The sequence below is a fragment of the Pseudomonas sp. LBUM1666 genome, from assembly GCF_059695775.1.
Map to the genome: position 1 here is coordinate 5,412,910 of NZ_CP166789.1, position 14,304 is coordinate 5,427,213.

General features: G+C 59.6%; 15 protein-coding genes. 7 read left to right on the forward strand and 8 right to left on the reverse strand.

Translation table 11 applies throughout. The features are described from left to right. The first annotated feature begins 105 nt into the window (after nucleotides 1–105). On the forward strand, nucleotides 106–1,344 hold the full coding sequence (locus tag ACA056_RS24960) for an MFS transporter (protein WP_129441041.1): 1,239 nt from the start codon (nucleotides 106–108) through the stop codon (nucleotides 1,342–1,344). A 22-nt stretch (nucleotides 1,345–1,366) separates the two neighbouring features. Here ACA056_RS24960 and ACA056_RS24965 read toward each other — a convergent pair whose 3' ends face one another. Both ACA056_RS24965 and ACA056_RS24970 read right to left on the reverse strand, forming a co-directional pair. Continuing rightward, nucleotides 1,367–1,918, reverse strand: a complete 552-nt coding sequence (locus ACA056_RS24965) for a DJ-1 family glyoxalase III (protein ID WP_497268497.1) — start codon at nucleotides 1,916–1,918, stop codon at nucleotides 1,367–1,369. 66 nt (nucleotides 1,919–1,984) lie between these two features. Continuing rightward, a complete protein-coding gene (locus ACA056_RS24970; RefSeq protein WP_497268499.1) occupies nucleotides 1,985–2,440 on the reverse strand; it encodes a DUF4879 domain-containing protein in 456 nt (151 codons plus the stop codon). A gap of 215 nt (nucleotides 2,441–2,655) precedes the next feature. On the opposite strand from ACA056_RS24970, the gene ACA056_RS24975 reads away from it, so the two are divergent. Both ACA056_RS24975 and trmA read left to right on the forward strand, forming a co-directional pair. Beyond that, the gene (locus tag ACA056_RS24975; RefSeq protein ID WP_497268501.1) at nucleotides 2,656–3,951 is read left to right on the forward strand and encodes an NCS2 family permease; all 1,296 of its coding nucleotides are present in this window, start codon (nucleotides 2,656–2,658) and stop codon (nucleotides 3,949–3,951) included. After that, nucleotides 3,948–5,027 (forward strand): tRNA (uridine(54)-C5)-methyltransferase TrmA, encoded by a 1,080-nt coding sequence (trmA, locus tag ACA056_RS24980; RefSeq protein ID WP_497268503.1) that lies wholly within the window; start codon nucleotides 3,948–3,950, stop codon nucleotides 5,025–5,027. Before ACA056_RS24975 ends, trmA begins: the two co-directional genes overlap by 4 nt. A gap of 54 nt (nucleotides 5,028–5,081) precedes the next feature. Here the strand turns inward: trmA and ACA056_RS24985 are convergent, their stop codons facing one another. The 3 genes from ACA056_RS24985 to ACA056_RS24995 all read right to left on the reverse strand — a co-directional run bounded on the left by ACA056_RS24985 (nucleotide 5,082) and on the right by ACA056_RS24995 (nucleotide 6,373). Then, nucleotides 5,082–5,528: a DUF2442 domain-containing protein gene (locus ACA056_RS24985; RefSeq protein ID WP_497268505.1), complete on the reverse strand. Its 447-nt coding sequence runs from the start codon at nucleotides 5,526–5,528 to the stop codon at nucleotides 5,082–5,084. Further along, nucleotides 5,525–5,953 carry a hypothetical protein gene (locus ACA056_RS24990; RefSeq protein ID WP_056744643.1) on the reverse strand — a complete coding sequence of 143 codons (429 nt, stop codon included), beginning with the start codon at nucleotides 5,951–5,953 and terminating at the stop codon, nucleotides 5,525–5,527. Before ACA056_RS24990 ends, ACA056_RS24985 begins: the two co-directional genes overlap by 4 nt. Nucleotides 5,954–6,166: 213 nt before the next feature. Continuing rightward, nucleotides 6,167–6,373 carry a tautomerase family protein gene (locus tag ACA056_RS24995; protein ID WP_123367741.1) on the reverse strand — a complete coding sequence of 69 codons (207 nt, stop codon included), beginning with the start codon at nucleotides 6,371–6,373 and terminating at the stop codon, nucleotides 6,167–6,169. Between the two features lie 132 nt (nucleotides 6,374–6,505). Between ACA056_RS24995 and ACA056_RS25000 the strand changes: the two genes are divergently transcribed. The 3 genes from ACA056_RS25000 (at nucleotide 6,506) to ACA056_RS25010 (ending at nucleotide 8,859) form a co-directional block, all read left to right on the forward strand. Continuing rightward, on the forward strand, nucleotides 6,506–7,417 hold the full coding sequence (locus ACA056_RS25000; RefSeq protein ID WP_497268508.1) for a LysR family transcriptional regulator: 912 nt from the start codon (nucleotides 6,506–6,508) through the stop codon (nucleotides 7,415–7,417). A 141-nt stretch (nucleotides 7,418–7,558) separates the two neighbouring features. Next, nucleotides 7,559–7,999 carry a type II 3-dehydroquinate dehydratase gene (gene aroQ, locus ACA056_RS25005; RefSeq protein ID WP_497268510.1) on the forward strand — a complete coding sequence of 147 codons (441 nt, stop codon included), beginning with the start codon at nucleotides 7,559–7,561 and terminating at the stop codon, nucleotides 7,997–7,999. 5 nt (nucleotides 8,000–8,004) lie between these two features. Beyond that, nucleotides 8,005–8,859, forward strand: coding sequence for a shikimate dehydrogenase (locus ACA056_RS25010; RefSeq protein ID WP_497268512.1), 855 nt, complete (start codon nucleotides 8,005–8,007; stop codon nucleotides 8,857–8,859). A 92-nt stretch (nucleotides 8,860–8,951) separates the two neighbouring features. On the opposite strand, the gene ACA056_RS25015 is transcribed toward ACA056_RS25010, so the two are convergent. After that, nucleotides 8,952–9,629, reverse strand: coding sequence for a TetR/AcrR family transcriptional regulator (locus ACA056_RS25015; RefSeq protein ID WP_497268514.1), 678 nt, complete (start codon nucleotides 9,627–9,629; stop codon nucleotides 8,952–8,954). A gap of 102 nt (nucleotides 9,630–9,731) precedes the next feature. Then, on the reverse strand, nucleotides 9,732–11,633 hold the full coding sequence (gene quiC / locus ACA056_RS25020; RefSeq protein WP_497268516.1) for a 3-dehydroshikimate dehydratase QuiC: 1,902 nt from the start codon (nucleotides 11,631–11,633) through the stop codon (nucleotides 9,732–9,734). 307 nt (nucleotides 11,634–11,940) lie between these two features. Here quiC and ACA056_RS25025 point away from each other — a divergent pair, with 307 nt between their 5' ends. Next, entirely contained in the window at nucleotides 11,941–13,242 is a 1,302-nt protein-coding gene (locus tag ACA056_RS25025) for an MFS transporter (RefSeq protein ID WP_497268518.1), read from the forward strand. 45 nt (nucleotides 13,243–13,287) lie between these two features. On the opposite strand, the gene ACA056_RS25030 is transcribed toward ACA056_RS25025, so the two are convergent. Further along, nucleotides 13,288–14,166 (reverse strand): DMT family transporter, encoded by an 879-nt coding sequence (locus ACA056_RS25030; RefSeq protein ID WP_008149189.1) that lies wholly within the window; start codon nucleotides 14,164–14,166, stop codon nucleotides 13,288–13,290. Nucleotides 14,167–14,304: the final 138 nt, after the last annotated feature.

The following is a 14,304-nucleotide window of genomic DNA, read 5'->3' on the forward strand; positions in this document are numbered from 1 at the left end:
GCCAGGCATATCGGTGTCTAGCTAACGAAATTTCCCAGCCCTGCAACTTTTGGTTACAGCTTGGTGATAATCTCGACCCTCCCCTCGCTCAAGACCGGCCCTCAGATGCCCAGCCAAGCGCCCTTGCTGTTACGTCATCACCGCCCATTTATCGCGTTCTGGCTGGCTCGGGTGTTTACCGCCAGCGGGTTCCAGATGCTCACGGTGGCCATTGGCTGGAACCTCTACCAACTGACCGGTAATGTGCTCGATCTGGGCCTGGTCGGTCTGGTGGAATTCGCCCCGCGAGTGCTGTTCATGCTGCACACCGGGCATGTCGCGGACCGTTATGACCGGCGCAAGGTCGCGGCAATCTGTCAGTCCCTGCAAGCGTTGATCGCCCTGTCGCTGGCCATCGGTAGCGCGACCGACAATGTCACCCGGGAAATGATCTTCATCCTCGCGTTCCTGCTCGGTGCCGCCCGCTCCTTCGAAATGCCGACCACCCAGGCCCTGTTGCCGAGCATTGTGCCCAGCGCGCTGTTCCCCCGCGCCGTCGCCGCCGCCCAATCCGCACAGCAATCGGCGACTATCGTTGCCCCGGCCCTCGGTGGGTTGCTTTACGCCTTCGGCAGCGTCTGGGTCTATGGCCCGACGGTGATCCTCTACATCATCGCTTGCCTGCTGATGCTCAACCTGCCGGCACGGCAGACACCGCTGAACAAGGGCAAGGCAACCCTGGATTCGCTGCTGGCGGGCATCCGCTTCATTCGTAGTCGTCCGGACATTCTCGGGGCGATTTCTCTGGATCTGTTTGCCGTCCTGCTCGGTGGCGCGACGGCGTTGCTGCCGGTGTTCGCCAAGGACATCCTGCTGACCGGCCCTTGGGGCCTGGGCCTGCTGCGTTCAGCGCCGGCAGTCGGTGCGCTGCTGATGTCGCTGTACCTGGCGAGATTTGCCGTGGAGCGCAAAGTCGGACGGGTCATGTTCACCGCAGTGGGTGTGTTCGGTGTCGCGACCATTGCGTTCGGCCTGTCGACCTCGTTCTGGTTTTCCCTGGCGGTGTTGGTGGTGTTGGGCGCGGCGGACATGATCAGCATGGTGATCCGCGCCTCCTTCGTGCAACTGGAAACCCCGGATGAAATGCGCGGCCGGGTCAGTGCCGTGAACGGTCTGTTCATCGGCGCTTCGAACCAGTTGGGCGAGTTTGAATCCGGCTTGACCGCCCATTGGTTCGGCACCGTGCCAGCGGTGGTCATGGGCGGTATTGGCACATTGGTGGTGACCGGGGCGTGGATCAAACTGTTCCCGACCCTGGCTAACCGCGACCGCATGCATGTGCCGGTGGAAGAAGTGAAGGCCTGAAGCAGTTTGTCTGGGGCACTCTCTAAACCACCAACTCTCCCGCCACCGCCGCTCGCCTGGCTTTGCCGCAGAGTTGTTCCACCAGCATCAGGGCGAATTGCAATGTCGCCCCTGAACCTTGGGCAGTGATGCAGTTGCCATCGACCACCACCGGTTGATCGACGAAGTTGCAGCTCGACAGTTGATGGCTGGCCGATGGCAGGCAGGTCATGCGCCGCTGACGCAGTACGCCAAAGGCTTGCAGCGCCAACGCCGGGGCCTCGGCGATGCCGGCGAACAGGCGCCCGGCCGCCGCCTGATCCTTGATCAATTGTTCCAGGGGTTGATAGACCGCCAGATGTTGCGCGCCGACGGCACCGCCGGGCAGGACGATCAGATCGAACGGCTGTGCCAGCACGTCTACCAGCATCGCATCGGACGTCACTCGGGTGCCGCGCGCGCAGGTGAGCATGCGCCGAGCCTCGATGCTGGCCACCACCACTTCAACCTTGGCACGGCGCAGCACATCGATCAGGGTCACTGATTGCAGGTCATCGATGCCCTCGGCGAGGGTAATCAGAGCTCTAAAGGTCATGGGCGCAGTCCACTGGATGATCTTTAAAGCGTAGTCAGCTTTCCTGCCCCTTGTTCGAGCCCGCCGTTACTTGATGTAAAGCTGCGTCGACAGCGTATTGCCTGGTGCGTTGATCGACGTGTTGCTGAAGGTGAACGTGCCTTCCTGTTTACCCGCCAGATCGAAGACGTACAGATAGCCGACGGTTTTTTTCCCAACGGTGCACTCAGTCAGGTTGCCGTTATCAAAAGCACAGACCGGGGTCCGGGTTCCATTCACCTCAAAACCGTCCAACGCGACATGCGCTGCACGTCCGTAGCCCACTTCCAACACGTAGACCTTGATGTTCGGTCCGCTGTGATTGCAGCGGGTTTGCTCTTGCCCCTGCGCAATGTCTTCAAAGCCACAGCCCGGCGATTCGACCTTCAGTACCTTCACCTGACTCAACGGTGGTGCCGATGCAGCCGAAGCGGTGTGTGCCCCCAGGGACAAGGCGATCGCCATTGCGAATACGGCAATCAGACGTTTATTCATGCAATACATAAGTCACCCCCAAAATCAGCGCGCAGTATGGCGCACTTGGCTTTACCGCAAAACATCGACGACGATCGCAGCCATAAGCAGCCATAGCCCCACGCTGCTGGTATGATGCGCGGCTTTTTCCGACCCACAGAAAATTACCAGGCGCCAACAGCGGTCTGTGCTTTGCTGTTGAGGTCGATACATTCACGGCGCCTGGCGCGCCACGGGGAGCAGACATGCTGGAAAGGCTGTTTCAACTCAAGGCACACAACACCAACGTGCGGACCGAGATACTGGCGGGCGTCACGACCTTTTTGGCCATGGCCTACATTCTGTTCGTCAACCCGAGCATCCTCGGTGAGACCGGCATGGATAAGGGCGCGGTGTTCGTCGCCACGTGTCTGGCAGCCGCCATCGGCTCCACGGTGATGGGTCTGATCGCCAACTACCCGATCGCACTCGCGCCGGGCATGGGCCTGAACGCCTTCTTTACCTACACCGTAGTCCTGCATATGGGCCACACCTGGCAAGTAGCGCTGGGTGCGGTATTCATCTCCGCAGTGCTGTTCTTCCTGTTGTCGATCTTCCGCATCCGCGAATGGATCATCAACAGCATCCCGTTGCCGCTGCGTTCGGCGATTGCCGCCGGTATCGGCCTGTTCCTGGCCCTGATCGCCCTGCATAACGCCGGCATCGTGGTCAGCAACCCGGCGACCATGGTCGGCCTCGGTGACTTGAAGCAGCCAGCTCCGATCCTCGCGACCCTCGGTTTTGCCCTGATCGTTGCCCTCGAAGCTCTGAAGGTTCGCGGCGCCGTGTTGATCGGCATCCTGGTGGTGACCATCGCCTCTATCGCGCTGGGCTTCACCCCTTTCGGCGGCGTGATGTCGATGCCACCGTCTCTCGCACCGACCTTCCTGCAACTGGACATCAAAGGCGCCCTCGACATCGGTCTGGTCAGCGTGATTTTCGCCTTCCTGTTCGTCGACCTGTTCGACAACTCCGGCACCCTGATCGGCGTCGCCAAGCGCGCCGGCCTGATGGGCAAGGACGGCCACATGCCGAAAATGGGTCGCGCCCTGATCGCCGACAGCACCGCGGCCATGGCCGGTTCGCTGCTGGGCACCTCGACCACCACCAGCTACATCGAATCCGCAGCCGGCGTAAGTGCTGGCGGCCGCACCGGCCTGACCGCCGTTGTCGTGGCGATTCTGTTCCTGTTGGCGCTGTTTTTCTCGCCATTGGCGGCCAGTGTTCCAGCCTTTGCTACTGCACCTGCACTGCTGTTCGTCGCGGTATTGATGACATCCGGCCTGGCCGAAATAGACTGGGACGACATCACCGTCGCCGCACCGGTCGTGGTCACCGCTCTGGCCATGCCGTTCACTTATTCCATCGCCAACGGCATCGCCTTCGGTTTCATCTCCTGGACCGCAATCAAGTTGCTGTCCGGCCGCGGCCGTGAGCTGAACTCGGCACTGGTGATTCTGTCGATTCTGTTCGTGATCAAGTTGGGTTGGTTCAACGCATGACTTTTGATTCCCAGGCTTACGCCGTTCAGCTCGAAGAGAAGGTCACGCGCCTGCGTGACCTGTTGGCCCCGTTCGGCGCGCCAGAACCTGCGGTGTTCGACTCGCCGCTGAAAAACTTCCGCCTGCGCGCCGAATTCCGCCTGTGGCGCGAAGCCGGTGAGCGTCACTACGCGATGTTTTCCCAGGAAGACAAGCGCACGCCGATCCTGATCGAAGAATTCCCGATCGCCAGCCTGCGCATCAACGAGTTGATGCCGCAGCTGAAGGCGGCGTGGCAAGCCAGTGCGGCCCTGAGCCACAAGCTGTTCCAGGTGGAGTTCCTGGCTACCCTGGCCGGCGACGCGATGATCACGCTGTGCTATCACCGACCGCTGGACGAGCACTGGCACGCGGCAGCATCGAAACTGGCAGCCGACCTGAACGTCAGCATCATCGGCCGCTCCAAGGGCAAACGCGAAGTGATCGGTCACGATTACGTGGTCGAGCAGATGGACGTCGGCGGTCGCACCTTTAGCTATCGCCAGCCGGAAGGCGCGTTCACCCAGCCCAACGGCACCGTAAACCAGAAGATGCTCAACTGGGCTTACGACTCACTCAGCGATCGCTCCGACGATTTGCTGGAGCTGTATTGCGGCAACGGCAACTTCACCCTGCCGCTCGCGACGCGCGTGCGCAAAGTGCTGGCCACCGAAATCAGCAAGGCGTCGGTCAACGCCGCGTTGAGTAATCTCAGCGAAAACGCTGTGGATAACGTCACCCTGGTGCGCTTGTCCGCCGAAGAGCTGACCGAAGCCCTGAACGAAGTTCGCCCGTTTCGTCGCCTGCACGGTATCGATCTGAAGAGCTACGAGTTCGGTAGCGTCTTCGTCGATCCGCCTCGCGCCGGCATGGATCCGGACACCTGCGAACTGACCCGTCGCTTCGACAACATCCTCTACATCTCCTGCAACCCGGAAACCCTGGCGGCCAACATCGCCCAGTTGCACGACACCCATCGAATCACCCGATGCGCAATGTTCGATCAGTTCCCTTGGACCCATCACATGGAATCCGGGGTGTTGTTGACCCGTCGTTGATTGCCGTTGGCAGAAACAAATCAGCCGTCATCACGACGGCTTTTTTGTGCGTGCTTAAAGGGTGATATCCGTCTTGCGCGGACGCCCGCCCTTACGGCCATTCGCCCGCGCAGCCTCTGCTTTGGCGGCGCTGCTTTGGCGACCATTACGCGAGGCGATGACCGACGCGGCCATATCCATCAACGGCTTGCTGGCCGAAATCATCCCGGCGATGGAGACCTGCAGATCCTTGCCCTCATGGCAAAGGGCTGTCCCGAAAAAGCCGACTTTCAGGTCTGCGAAATCCTCGACGTCGAAATCATCGAACTCCGGATAGTGCTGTACGGGCAACAGCACGCCACTGCCATCAATGAAATTGACCGCCAGGCACGGTTCCACAAAGGTCACCGAAGTCGCCCGCAGACCGCCTTTGTGGCGCACTTGGCCACGCTGGATGGCTTCATCCAGCACGGCTTCGGTTACGGGCCGATCCACCAACATTTTTGCTGTTATCGTTTTCATAGTTCGATCTCCACGCCCTCCGGAACGCCCATCAGCGCCAGTAGGGTCTTGTTCGTCTCGGGCTCATAACAAGCCGAGCCAATCATGCAGGTCGTACTGGCGACCCTTTTTACCACCACGACTTCGCTGGTTTGCCAGTCCCATATCTGATGATCGAGGCAGACCGTGTGCAGCTTGTCCCACCAGATACACCGAGCGCGGCGCAAGTGAGCGGGTTGTCCGAGCGCGTGACGCAACCCTTCCAGCACCGCCACAGGTGGCCTGCGAGAATGAGGAACCACGTCCCACAGCTCGACACTGTTGTGCCAGAAGCTGAATTTGAAGCGCGCACTCCAGGTTCCGGCATCCACATGTGCATGCGGCGGGCAGTGCTCGTCGCGCAACATGATCACCATTGAAAACCCTTTGTAGCTGAATAATCTCATGCTAACCCATCCGTTAGGTTAATGAGCCCGAAGACCCGACATTCCCTGGAAAATCCGATAACTGGCGCTGTGTTGAATCATCACTGCGACTTTTGAGACTAGCGCCAAGGCTCGGCTCGGGCCGGTGGATAACACCGCAAAATGGTAAGCAATCCTTTCCTCGCGCCTACAAAAAAGCCGTCCCGAGGACGGCTGTCTTGGCTTGTCAGGAAATCAGCCCGACTGGTTTTTTCGATACTCGGTGGTGGTGATGCCCGCATACCCCCAGTTATCCGTGTCGACTTCCTCGATCACAATGTGGGTCAGCTCCGGAGGCTTACCAAGGACGCGCTTCAAGGTGTCGGTGATTTCAGCGATGACCTGGGCTTTCTGCTCCCGGGTCACCCCATCGCGGGTAATACGTACGCTGACGAAAGGCATGCTGGTTCTCCTGCTTGCTGGTTAAGAAAGGCTGAGTGCTTGCCGCTGCTCATCACGAACTCACTGTATCTGTGTGCAGGCATCTGATAAATACGACTCACACACTTCATTTGATCCCCGGTGTAATCAATCATGCAGCGACAATTCGACGATCTTCAACTGAGCAGCATCGAACTGTTTTGCCTGGCCGCCGAGGCTGGCAGCTTTACCGCCGCCGCACTGGTGGCTGGTGTGACGCCCGCAGCCGTGAGCCGCTCGGTGTCGCGCATGGAGGAACGGCTGGGCGTGCGGTTGTTCGCCCGCACCACCCGCAGCGTCAAACTGACCGACAGTGGTCGGCGGTATTACGAGGAATGCCGTCAGGCGCTGGCGCAACTGGTCGAGGCCCAGCGTGAGGTCATGGGTCAGCAGCAACAGCCTTCCGGGACCTTGCGCATCAGCATTCCCACCACCTATGCCCATCACCGGATTCTGCCGTTGTTGCCGGCTTTTCGGGCACGCTTTCCGGCGGTGAAGGTCGAGTCGCACATCAGCAATCGCAACATCGATTTCGTCGGCGAAGGCTATGACATGGCGATCCGCGTGCGGGCGATTCCGGATTCCGGCCTGATCGCCCGACAGTTGGAAGACGCCGCGCTGGTGATGATTGCCAGTCCTGACTACCTCAAGCACGCGGGCATTCCACAAACGCTGGATGATCTTAAACAGCACGAGTGCATCCAGTACGAATTGCCCAGCAGCGGTCGGCGGATTGCCTGGCTGTTCAACGACAATGGCGTGCACCGGGAGATTTTGGCCGAGGGCAATCTCAGTTGTTCCGACGATGTGCTGGGCGGCGTGACCCTGGCCAAACATGGCGCGGGACTGTTCCAGACCTATCGCTTCATCGTCGAAAACGAACTGGCCGATGGCTCGCTGGTGGAAGTGCTCACGCCTTATGGCGGACGCTCGCGACCGTTCACCCTGCTCTACCCGCAAAGCCGCCATATGCCGCTGCGATTGAGGGCGTTCATCGATTTTCTGGTGGAGCATTTGCCCCGCTGAAAAGCTGAAACCGTCCGATCACCGCACACAATAACCCTTCGGACCGCCTCTTCAATTGACCAAATTAACCAGCTAGTACAATTTATCTCCACAGGCTGAAACCCTCGGCCAATGCCAAAAATAAAAAGTGGAGAGACCCTGATGCCCCCTATCGTTCTGGTGCTCAACGGCCCCAATCTGAACCTGCTCGGCACCCGTGAACCGGCGACTTACGGCCACGAAACACTGGCCGACATCTCAGCGTTATGCGGTCGTTCCGCCGAAGAGTTCGGTCTGGCGGTGGAGTTTCGCCAGACCAATCATGAAGGCGAACTACTCGACTGGATTCACGCCGCGCGCGGACGCTGCGCCGGGATCGTCATCAACCCGGCTGCCTGGACCCACACCTCGGTCGCGATCCGCGATGCCCTGGTCGCCAGCGAATTGCCGGTGATCGAAGTCCACCTGTCCAACGTTCATGCCCGCGAGCCCTTCCGCCACCACTCTTTTGTTTCGGCTATTGCCACGGCGGTGATGGCCGGTTTCGGCAGCCACGGTTATCGCCTGGCGCTGGAGCATTTCAGTCAACGTTTGAAGGGGTGAAGGCCGTGACTGAGACCAACGCTGTACTGGCCGGACTGATCGGCGCCGGCATCCAGGCTTCTCGCACCCCGGCGCTGCACGAGCATGAAGGCGATGCCCAGGGTTTGCGTTACCTCTATCGCCTGATCGATCTGGACCAGTTGAAACTCGACAGCGGCGCCCTGTCCGACCTGTTGATAGCCGCCGAGCGGATGAACTTCACCGGCCTGAACATCACCTTTCCGTGCAAGCAGACAATCATCCCGCTGCTCGACGAGTTGTCTGCGGAAGCCCGCGGCATTGGGGCGGTTAACACAGTCGTGCTGAAGGACGGCAAACGCATCGGCCATAACACCGATTGCCTGGGCTTTGCCGAAGGTTTCCGTCGTGGCTTGAAGGGCGTTGCCCTTGAGCGCGTCGTGCAAATGGGTGCCGGTGGCGCTGGCGCGGCAGTGGCCCATGCCCTATTGAGTGAAGGCGTACATCTGCTGACCATTTTTGACGTGGAGATCAGCCGCGCCCAGAGCCTGGCGGACAATCTCAATCAACATTTCGGCGGCGGCCGGGCTGTGGCGGGCCATGACTTGCCAAGCACCCTGGCCCAGGCTGACGGTCTGGTGAACACCACCCCCATGGGCATGAAAAAACTGCCGGGCATGCCAGTGCCGGTGGAACTGCTTCGAGGTGAGTTATGGGTAGCGGAGATCGTTTACTTCCCGCTGGAAACCGAACTGCTGCGCAACGCCCGCGCGTTGGGTTGCCGAACGCTGGATGGCGGCAACATGGCCGTGTTTCAGGCGGTGAAGGCGTTTGAATTGTTCAGCGGCGTGGTGCCGGATGCGCAGCGAATGCTTGAGCATTTTCAGAGCATGAATGGCTGAGGTTGAGAGAGTTTAGGGGCTGCTTCGCAGCCCAACGGGGCGATGCGGCGTTCCGACAAGCCCCCTCGCCACAGCAATCCCCTCACCCCACATCAGGCCTGCAGATAGCGCAAAACCGACTCGCAAATCATCTCGCGATGACGCTGCTTGATGCTTTCGTCCGGCAAGTCGATCTGAAAGATCTCACCAAAGGTATGGCGGTTCGACACGCGATAGAAGCAGAACGAGCTGATCAGCAGATGCACATCCAACGGCTCGAGCCCCGCGCGGAATACACCGTCCTCAGCACCGCGACGCAAAATCTCGCCCAGTGAATCGAGGATGGTGTTGTTCATCGCCTTGATCGCATCGGAGCGCTTCACGTATTCAGCGTTATGAATGTTCTCGATGCTGACGATACGCACGAAATCGACATTGTGATCATGGTGATCGAAGGTGAATTCCACCAGCCGCCGAATCGCTTCCACCGGCGCCAGTTCGGCCAGGTGCAGACGGTTTTCGGTGCTGCGGATATCGCCGTAGAGTTTCTCCAGCACCTCGACGTAGAGCTGTTCCTTACTGCCGAAGTAGTAATAGATCATGCGCTTGGAGGTGTGGATGCGCTCGGCGATCGCATCGACGCGAGCGCCGGAAAGCCCCTGCTGGACGAACTCGACAATCGCCTCTTGAAGGATATTCTCGCGGGTCTTTTCCGGGTTGTTCTTGCGACTCTTGCGCGGCTCGACAATCGGCTCGTCGGGCGTTGCGGAGAGTTCTGAAGTTATCGTCATTGCGGGCTCACGGCCATCACTGCACAGGTTGGCGATTATGGGCCGCGCCGCACAGTGAAGGAAGCCGCGCGGCGGCGGTTTGTACCCGTGTTTACGATTTTCCTACAACTTTGCCTGACGTACGGCACCACTGCGGGATTTTGCCATGGCCGCCAGTCGCACCGCCACGTTGGCCGCGCCGTAACCCGCATAGCCATTCTTGCGCTGGATAATTTCAAAGAAGAACCGCCCTTCAAACGGCTCGGTGTATACGTGAAACAGCTCGCCACCCTGGGCATCGCGGTCGTAGAGAACGTTGTAATAGGCCAGTTCGCTGAGGAACTCGTCGTCGAAATCGAACCGCGCGGCAAGGTCATCGTAGTAATTGAGCGGGATATCCAGCAGCGGTACGCCCGCCTCCTTGGCCCGGCTGACTTCGGCAAAGATGTCGTCGCAATCGAAAGCGATGTGATGCACGCCGGAGCCGCGATAACTCGACAGCGCGTGTGAGATCGCGGTGTTGCGGTTCTCGGAAATGTTCAGCGGCAAGCGGATCGAACTGTCCCGACTGCGCAGCGCCCGACTCTTCACCAGGCCATACGGATCAGGCAGCACCACTTCATCGTCGGCTTCGAAATCCAGCAGGCTTTTATAGAACAATACCCAACTGTCGAGGCTGTCGGCCGGCAGCGCCATGGCCATGTGGTCGATGCGCTTGAGGCCGCCGCTGGCCACGGCAGTGGGTTGCAGATTGAAGTCGGTGCCGTAGACATCGGCGTCCTGGTCCACCAGATAAATCAGACTGCCATCCGGCGCGCGCACCGCGGCGAGCTCCAGTTCATTGGGGCCAACCAGTCCGCGATACGGCTGACCTTTATAAGCCACGGACCGGGACAGAGCGCTGGCACTGTCCTTGACCCGCACGGCGGTAGCGCACAGCGATGGGCCGTGAGCTTCGAAAAAACTGTGGGCGAACGAGTAAGGCTCGGAGTTGAGGATCAGGTTGATATCACCCTGACGCAGCAGGCTCACGCTCTTGGAACGATGCTGGCCGGCTTTGACGAAACCCAGCCGCTCCAGCCAATGGGACAGCTTGGCGCCAAGGCTTTCGTCCACAGCGAACTCAAGAAACTCGACGCCGTTGTACTCGCTGGCCTTGGGCGTCTCGAACAGGATGTCGACAGTGGCCGGTGGCGTGGCTTCCTGCGCCAGACGCTCGCGTGTTTTCTCTTCCAGGTACAGTAACGAGCGCAAACCGTCGGCGGCATTGGCCCGTGGCGGCGCGGCGCGGAAGCCGTCATTGAAGATCTCCAGCGACAACGGCCCGGTGTATCCGCTCTTGATGATCGGCGCGAGAAAACCCGGCAGATCGAATTCGCCCTGACCCGGGAAACAGCGGAAATGCCGGCTCCACTCCAGCACGTCCATGGCCAGGATCGGCGCGTCGGCCATTTGCACGAAGAAAATCTTGTCGCCAGGAATCTCGGCAATCGCGCTCGGATCACCCTTGAGCGACAACGTGTGGAAGCTATCCAGCAATACGCCGAGGTTTGGGTGATCGGCCTGACGGACGATGTTCCACACCTGTTGATAAGTGTTCACGTGGCGGCCCCAGGCCAGCGCTTCGTAGCCGATCCGCAAACCACGAGCACCGGCGTGTTCGGCCAGCAGGCGCAAGTCGTCGACTAAAATCTGTTCATCACCGAGGGCGTCAGCCGAAGCGTTGCTGCACACCAGAACCAGGTCCGTGCCCAGTTCCTGCATCAGGTCGAACTTGCGCTCGGCCCGCTCCAGGTTGCGCGGCAGGCGGTCGCGGCGGCAGCCCTCGAAATCCCGGAAGGGTTGAAACAGCGTGATCGCGATCCCGAGATCGGCGCACATCTGTTTAATTTCCCGCGGACTGCCGTCGTAGTAGAGAAGGTCGTTCTCGAAAATCTCCACCCCGTCGAAACCGGCGGCGGCGATGGCTTCAAGTTTTTCCGGCAGGGTACCGCTCAAGGACACGGTGGCAATGGAACGCTGCATATTTCGACTCCCGGTGGAGGCTTCGGCTACAGGGAATTTGCGCCGCTTTTAAAAGAATGAGCGAATTATTGAGCCGGGTTGTTTAATGAGCAATTCAAAGTGTACTACCCAGTTAGTTTTGCGTGCGATTATCGAACACAATGGCCCTTGGCGAATTGACGATTTTTCGTCCACTGCCCAACATCGACTCCACATTGAGCCCGGTCACACACATCGGTCTCGGTTACCAAAGACCCAGAACACCACATAAAAATAATCGGTGGACTACATGACTCCTTCTCAAAGCTCTCCCGTGGAGCGTTCCTCCATGACTCCTGCCACTGGCGGCATCGGCGACAAGATCCGCGGCGCGATGGCGGTCGGCAAAACCCGTTGGGGCATGCTGGCGCTGGTGTTCTTCGCCACCACCCTGAACTACATCGACCGCGCCGCACTGGGCGTGATGCAGCCTATCCTGGCCAAGGAAATGAGCTGGACGGCGATGGACTACGCCAACATCAACTTCTGGTTCCAGGTCGGCTACGCCATCGGGTTCGTGCTGCAAGGCCGGTTGATCGATCGGGTCGGCGTCAAGCGCGTGTTCTTCTTCGCCGTGCTGCTCTGGAGCCTGGCGACCGGTGCCCATGGCCTGGCCACTTCGGCCGTCGGCTTCATGGTCTGCCGATTCATTCTGGGTCTGACGGAAGCCGCCAACTACCCGGCGTGCGTGAAGACCACCCGGTTGTGGTTCCCAGCCGGCGAACGCGCCGTGGCCACCGGCATCTTCAACGCCGGGACCAACGTCGGTGCGATGTTCACCCCCATGTTGTTGCCGCTGATCCTTCATGTGTGGGGCTGGCAGGCTGCGTTCCTGTGCATGGCGTCGCTGGGAGGGATCTGGTTGCTGTTCTGGGGCTTGAAGTACTTCAACCCGGAAGATCACCCGAGTGTTAAACAATCGGAACTGGACTACATCCAGAAGGAAGTAGAGCCGGAACAATCCCGCGTACCGTTCTCGAGAATCCTGCGCATGCGTGGCACCTGGGCCTTCGCCCTGGCTTACGCGATCACCGCGCCGGTGTTCTGGTTCTACCTCTACTGGCTGCCGCCGTTCCTCAATCAGCAATACAACCTGGGGATCAACGTGACCCAGATGGGTATCCCGCTGATCATCATTTACCTCACTGCCGATTTCGGCAGCGTCGGCGGCGGGATCCTGTCCTCGTTCCTGATCGGCCGCGGCGTCAACGCGATCAAGGCGCGGCTGATGTCCATGTTTCTGTTCGCCTGCTGCATCGTCGGCGTGATCATGGCGGCGGGTTCGAGCAGTCTGTGGGTCGCCGTGTTCGCCATCTCCCTGGCCATCGGTGCGCACCAGGCCTGGACCGCGAACATCTGGAGCCTGGTGATGGACTACACGCCTAAACACATGATGAGTACGGTGTTCGGCTTCGGTGGCATGTGTGCAGCCATCGGCGGGATGTTCATGACCCAGTTGGTCGGCCACATTCTGACGATCACCAACAACAACTACACCGTGCTGTTCACCATGATTCCGGCGATGTACTTCATCGCGCTGATCTGGATGTACTTCATGGCACCGCGCAAGATTCCTACCGTCACTCCGTAAAACCCCTCCCCCGGCAGGCCTGATTCCAGGCCTGCCCTGCTTCTCTCACCGACGACTCTGCTGCCAGGCTGCTGCCAACCCGCTGCAACAAATCACCGCGATCCCGACCACGGTGGTCAGGGTCGGCGTGTGAGAAAACAGCAACCAGCCCAGCAAACCGGCAAAGACAATCTGGCAATAACCGAACGGCGCCAACAACGCAGGGGCGGCGTGACGGAAGGCTTGCGTCAGAAACAGGTGAGCCGTCATCCCGCAGGCGCCCAGCGCCACCATCATGAATCCATGCCCCAGGCTCGGTACTTGCCAGAAGAATGGCACCAGCGCGCTCATCACCAGGGTGTTGCACAGCCCGGCGAAAAAGTTGCTGGTGGTCGGGCTGTCGATGTTGCTGAGCTTGCGGGTGAGCAACTGATAGAAGCAGAAAAACAGCGCCGAGCAGAGCGGCAGCAACACCGCCGGGGTAAAGAGTTCTCCACCGGGATGGACGATGATCAACACGCCGATGAATCCGCAAATCACCGCAATCCACTGGCCACGCGTGACGTGCTCGCGCAGCAGCGGCACCGACAGCGCAGTCACCAGAACCGGCGCAAGAAAGTTGACCGCCGTGGCTTCGGCCAAGGGGATGTACTGCAAGCCGGTGGTAAAAAACAGACTGGTGCCCAGCAGGCACAACGCCCGCAACAGCTGAAGTAACGGCCGCTTGGTTCGTAGGACACCCAGCCCGGATTGCGGCAGGAAAATCCCGGCCATCAGTAAGGTGTGAACCAGATAACGGGCCCAGACCACCATGACGATCGGGTAGAAGCCCGAGAGGTATTTCGACAAGGCGTCGTGACTGGAAAACAGGAAGGTCGCAACGACGATCAGCAGAATCCCTTTGAAGGGTTGGTTTACGCCGGAGAGCGGAGTGCTGACGGTCATTCGGTATCCCTTGTGTTTTGCATCAACTATTTAAAAGCATCTCTTACAGGAAGGACGACCCCCAATAATTTAGAACCTTGTTCCAGATTCCTACACAAGTAAACCGAAAAAGTGTGCGAACAGCGCACGGCTTCTGTG

Bases quoted from the DNA above. Each gene is read 5' to 3' on its own strand.
- ACA056_RS24975 (WP_497268501.1), top strand. From the start codon at position 2,656: ATGCTGGAAAGGCTGTTTCAACTCAAGGCACACAACACCAACGTGCGG.
- trmA (WP_497268503.1), top strand. From the start codon at position 3,948: ATGACTTTTGATTCCCAGGCTTACGCCGTTCAGCTCGAAGAGAAGGTC.
- ACA056_RS25030 (WP_008149189.1), bottom strand. From the start codon at position 14,166: ATGACCGTCAGCACTCCGCTCTCCGGCGTAAACCAACCCTTCAAAGGG.
- quiC (WP_497268516.1), bottom strand. From the start codon at position 11,633: ATGCAGCGTTCCATTGCCACCGTGTCCTTGAGCGGTACCCTGCCGGAA.
- ACA056_RS24970 (WP_497268499.1), bottom strand. From the start codon at position 2,440: ATGTATTGCATGAATAAACGTCTGATTGCCGTATTCGCAATGGCGATC.
- ACA056_RS25015 (WP_497268514.1), bottom strand. From the start codon at position 9,629: ATGACGATAACTTCAGAACTCTCCGCAACGCCCGACGAGCCGATTGTC.
- ACA056_RS25025 (WP_497268518.1), top strand. From the start codon at position 11,941: ATGACTCCTGCCACTGGCGGCATCGGCGACAAGATCCGCGGCGCGATG.
- ACA056_RS24965 (WP_497268497.1), bottom strand. From the start codon at position 1,918: ATGACCTTTAGAGCTCTGATTACCCTCGCCGAGGGCATCGATGACCTG.
- ACA056_RS24990 (WP_056744643.1), bottom strand. From the start codon at position 5,953: ATGAGATTATTCAGCTACAAAGGGTTTTCAATGGTGATCATGTTGCGC.
- ACA056_RS24985 (WP_497268505.1), bottom strand. From the start codon at position 5,528: ATGAAAACGATAACAGCAAAAATGTTGGTGGATCGGCCCGTAACCGAA.
- ACA056_RS24960 (WP_129441041.1), top strand. From the start codon at position 106: ATGCCCAGCCAAGCGCCCTTGCTGTTACGTCATCACCGCCCATTTATC.
- aroQ (WP_497268510.1), top strand. From the start codon at position 7,559: ATGCCCCCTATCGTTCTGGTGCTCAACGGCCCCAATCTGAACCTGCTC.
- ACA056_RS25000 (WP_497268508.1), top strand. From the start codon at position 6,506: ATGCAGCGACAATTCGACGATCTTCAACTGAGCAGCATCGAACTGTTT.
- ACA056_RS24995 (WP_123367741.1), bottom strand. From the start codon at position 6,373: ATGCCTTTCGTCAGCGTACGTATTACCCGCGATGGGGTGACCCGGGAG.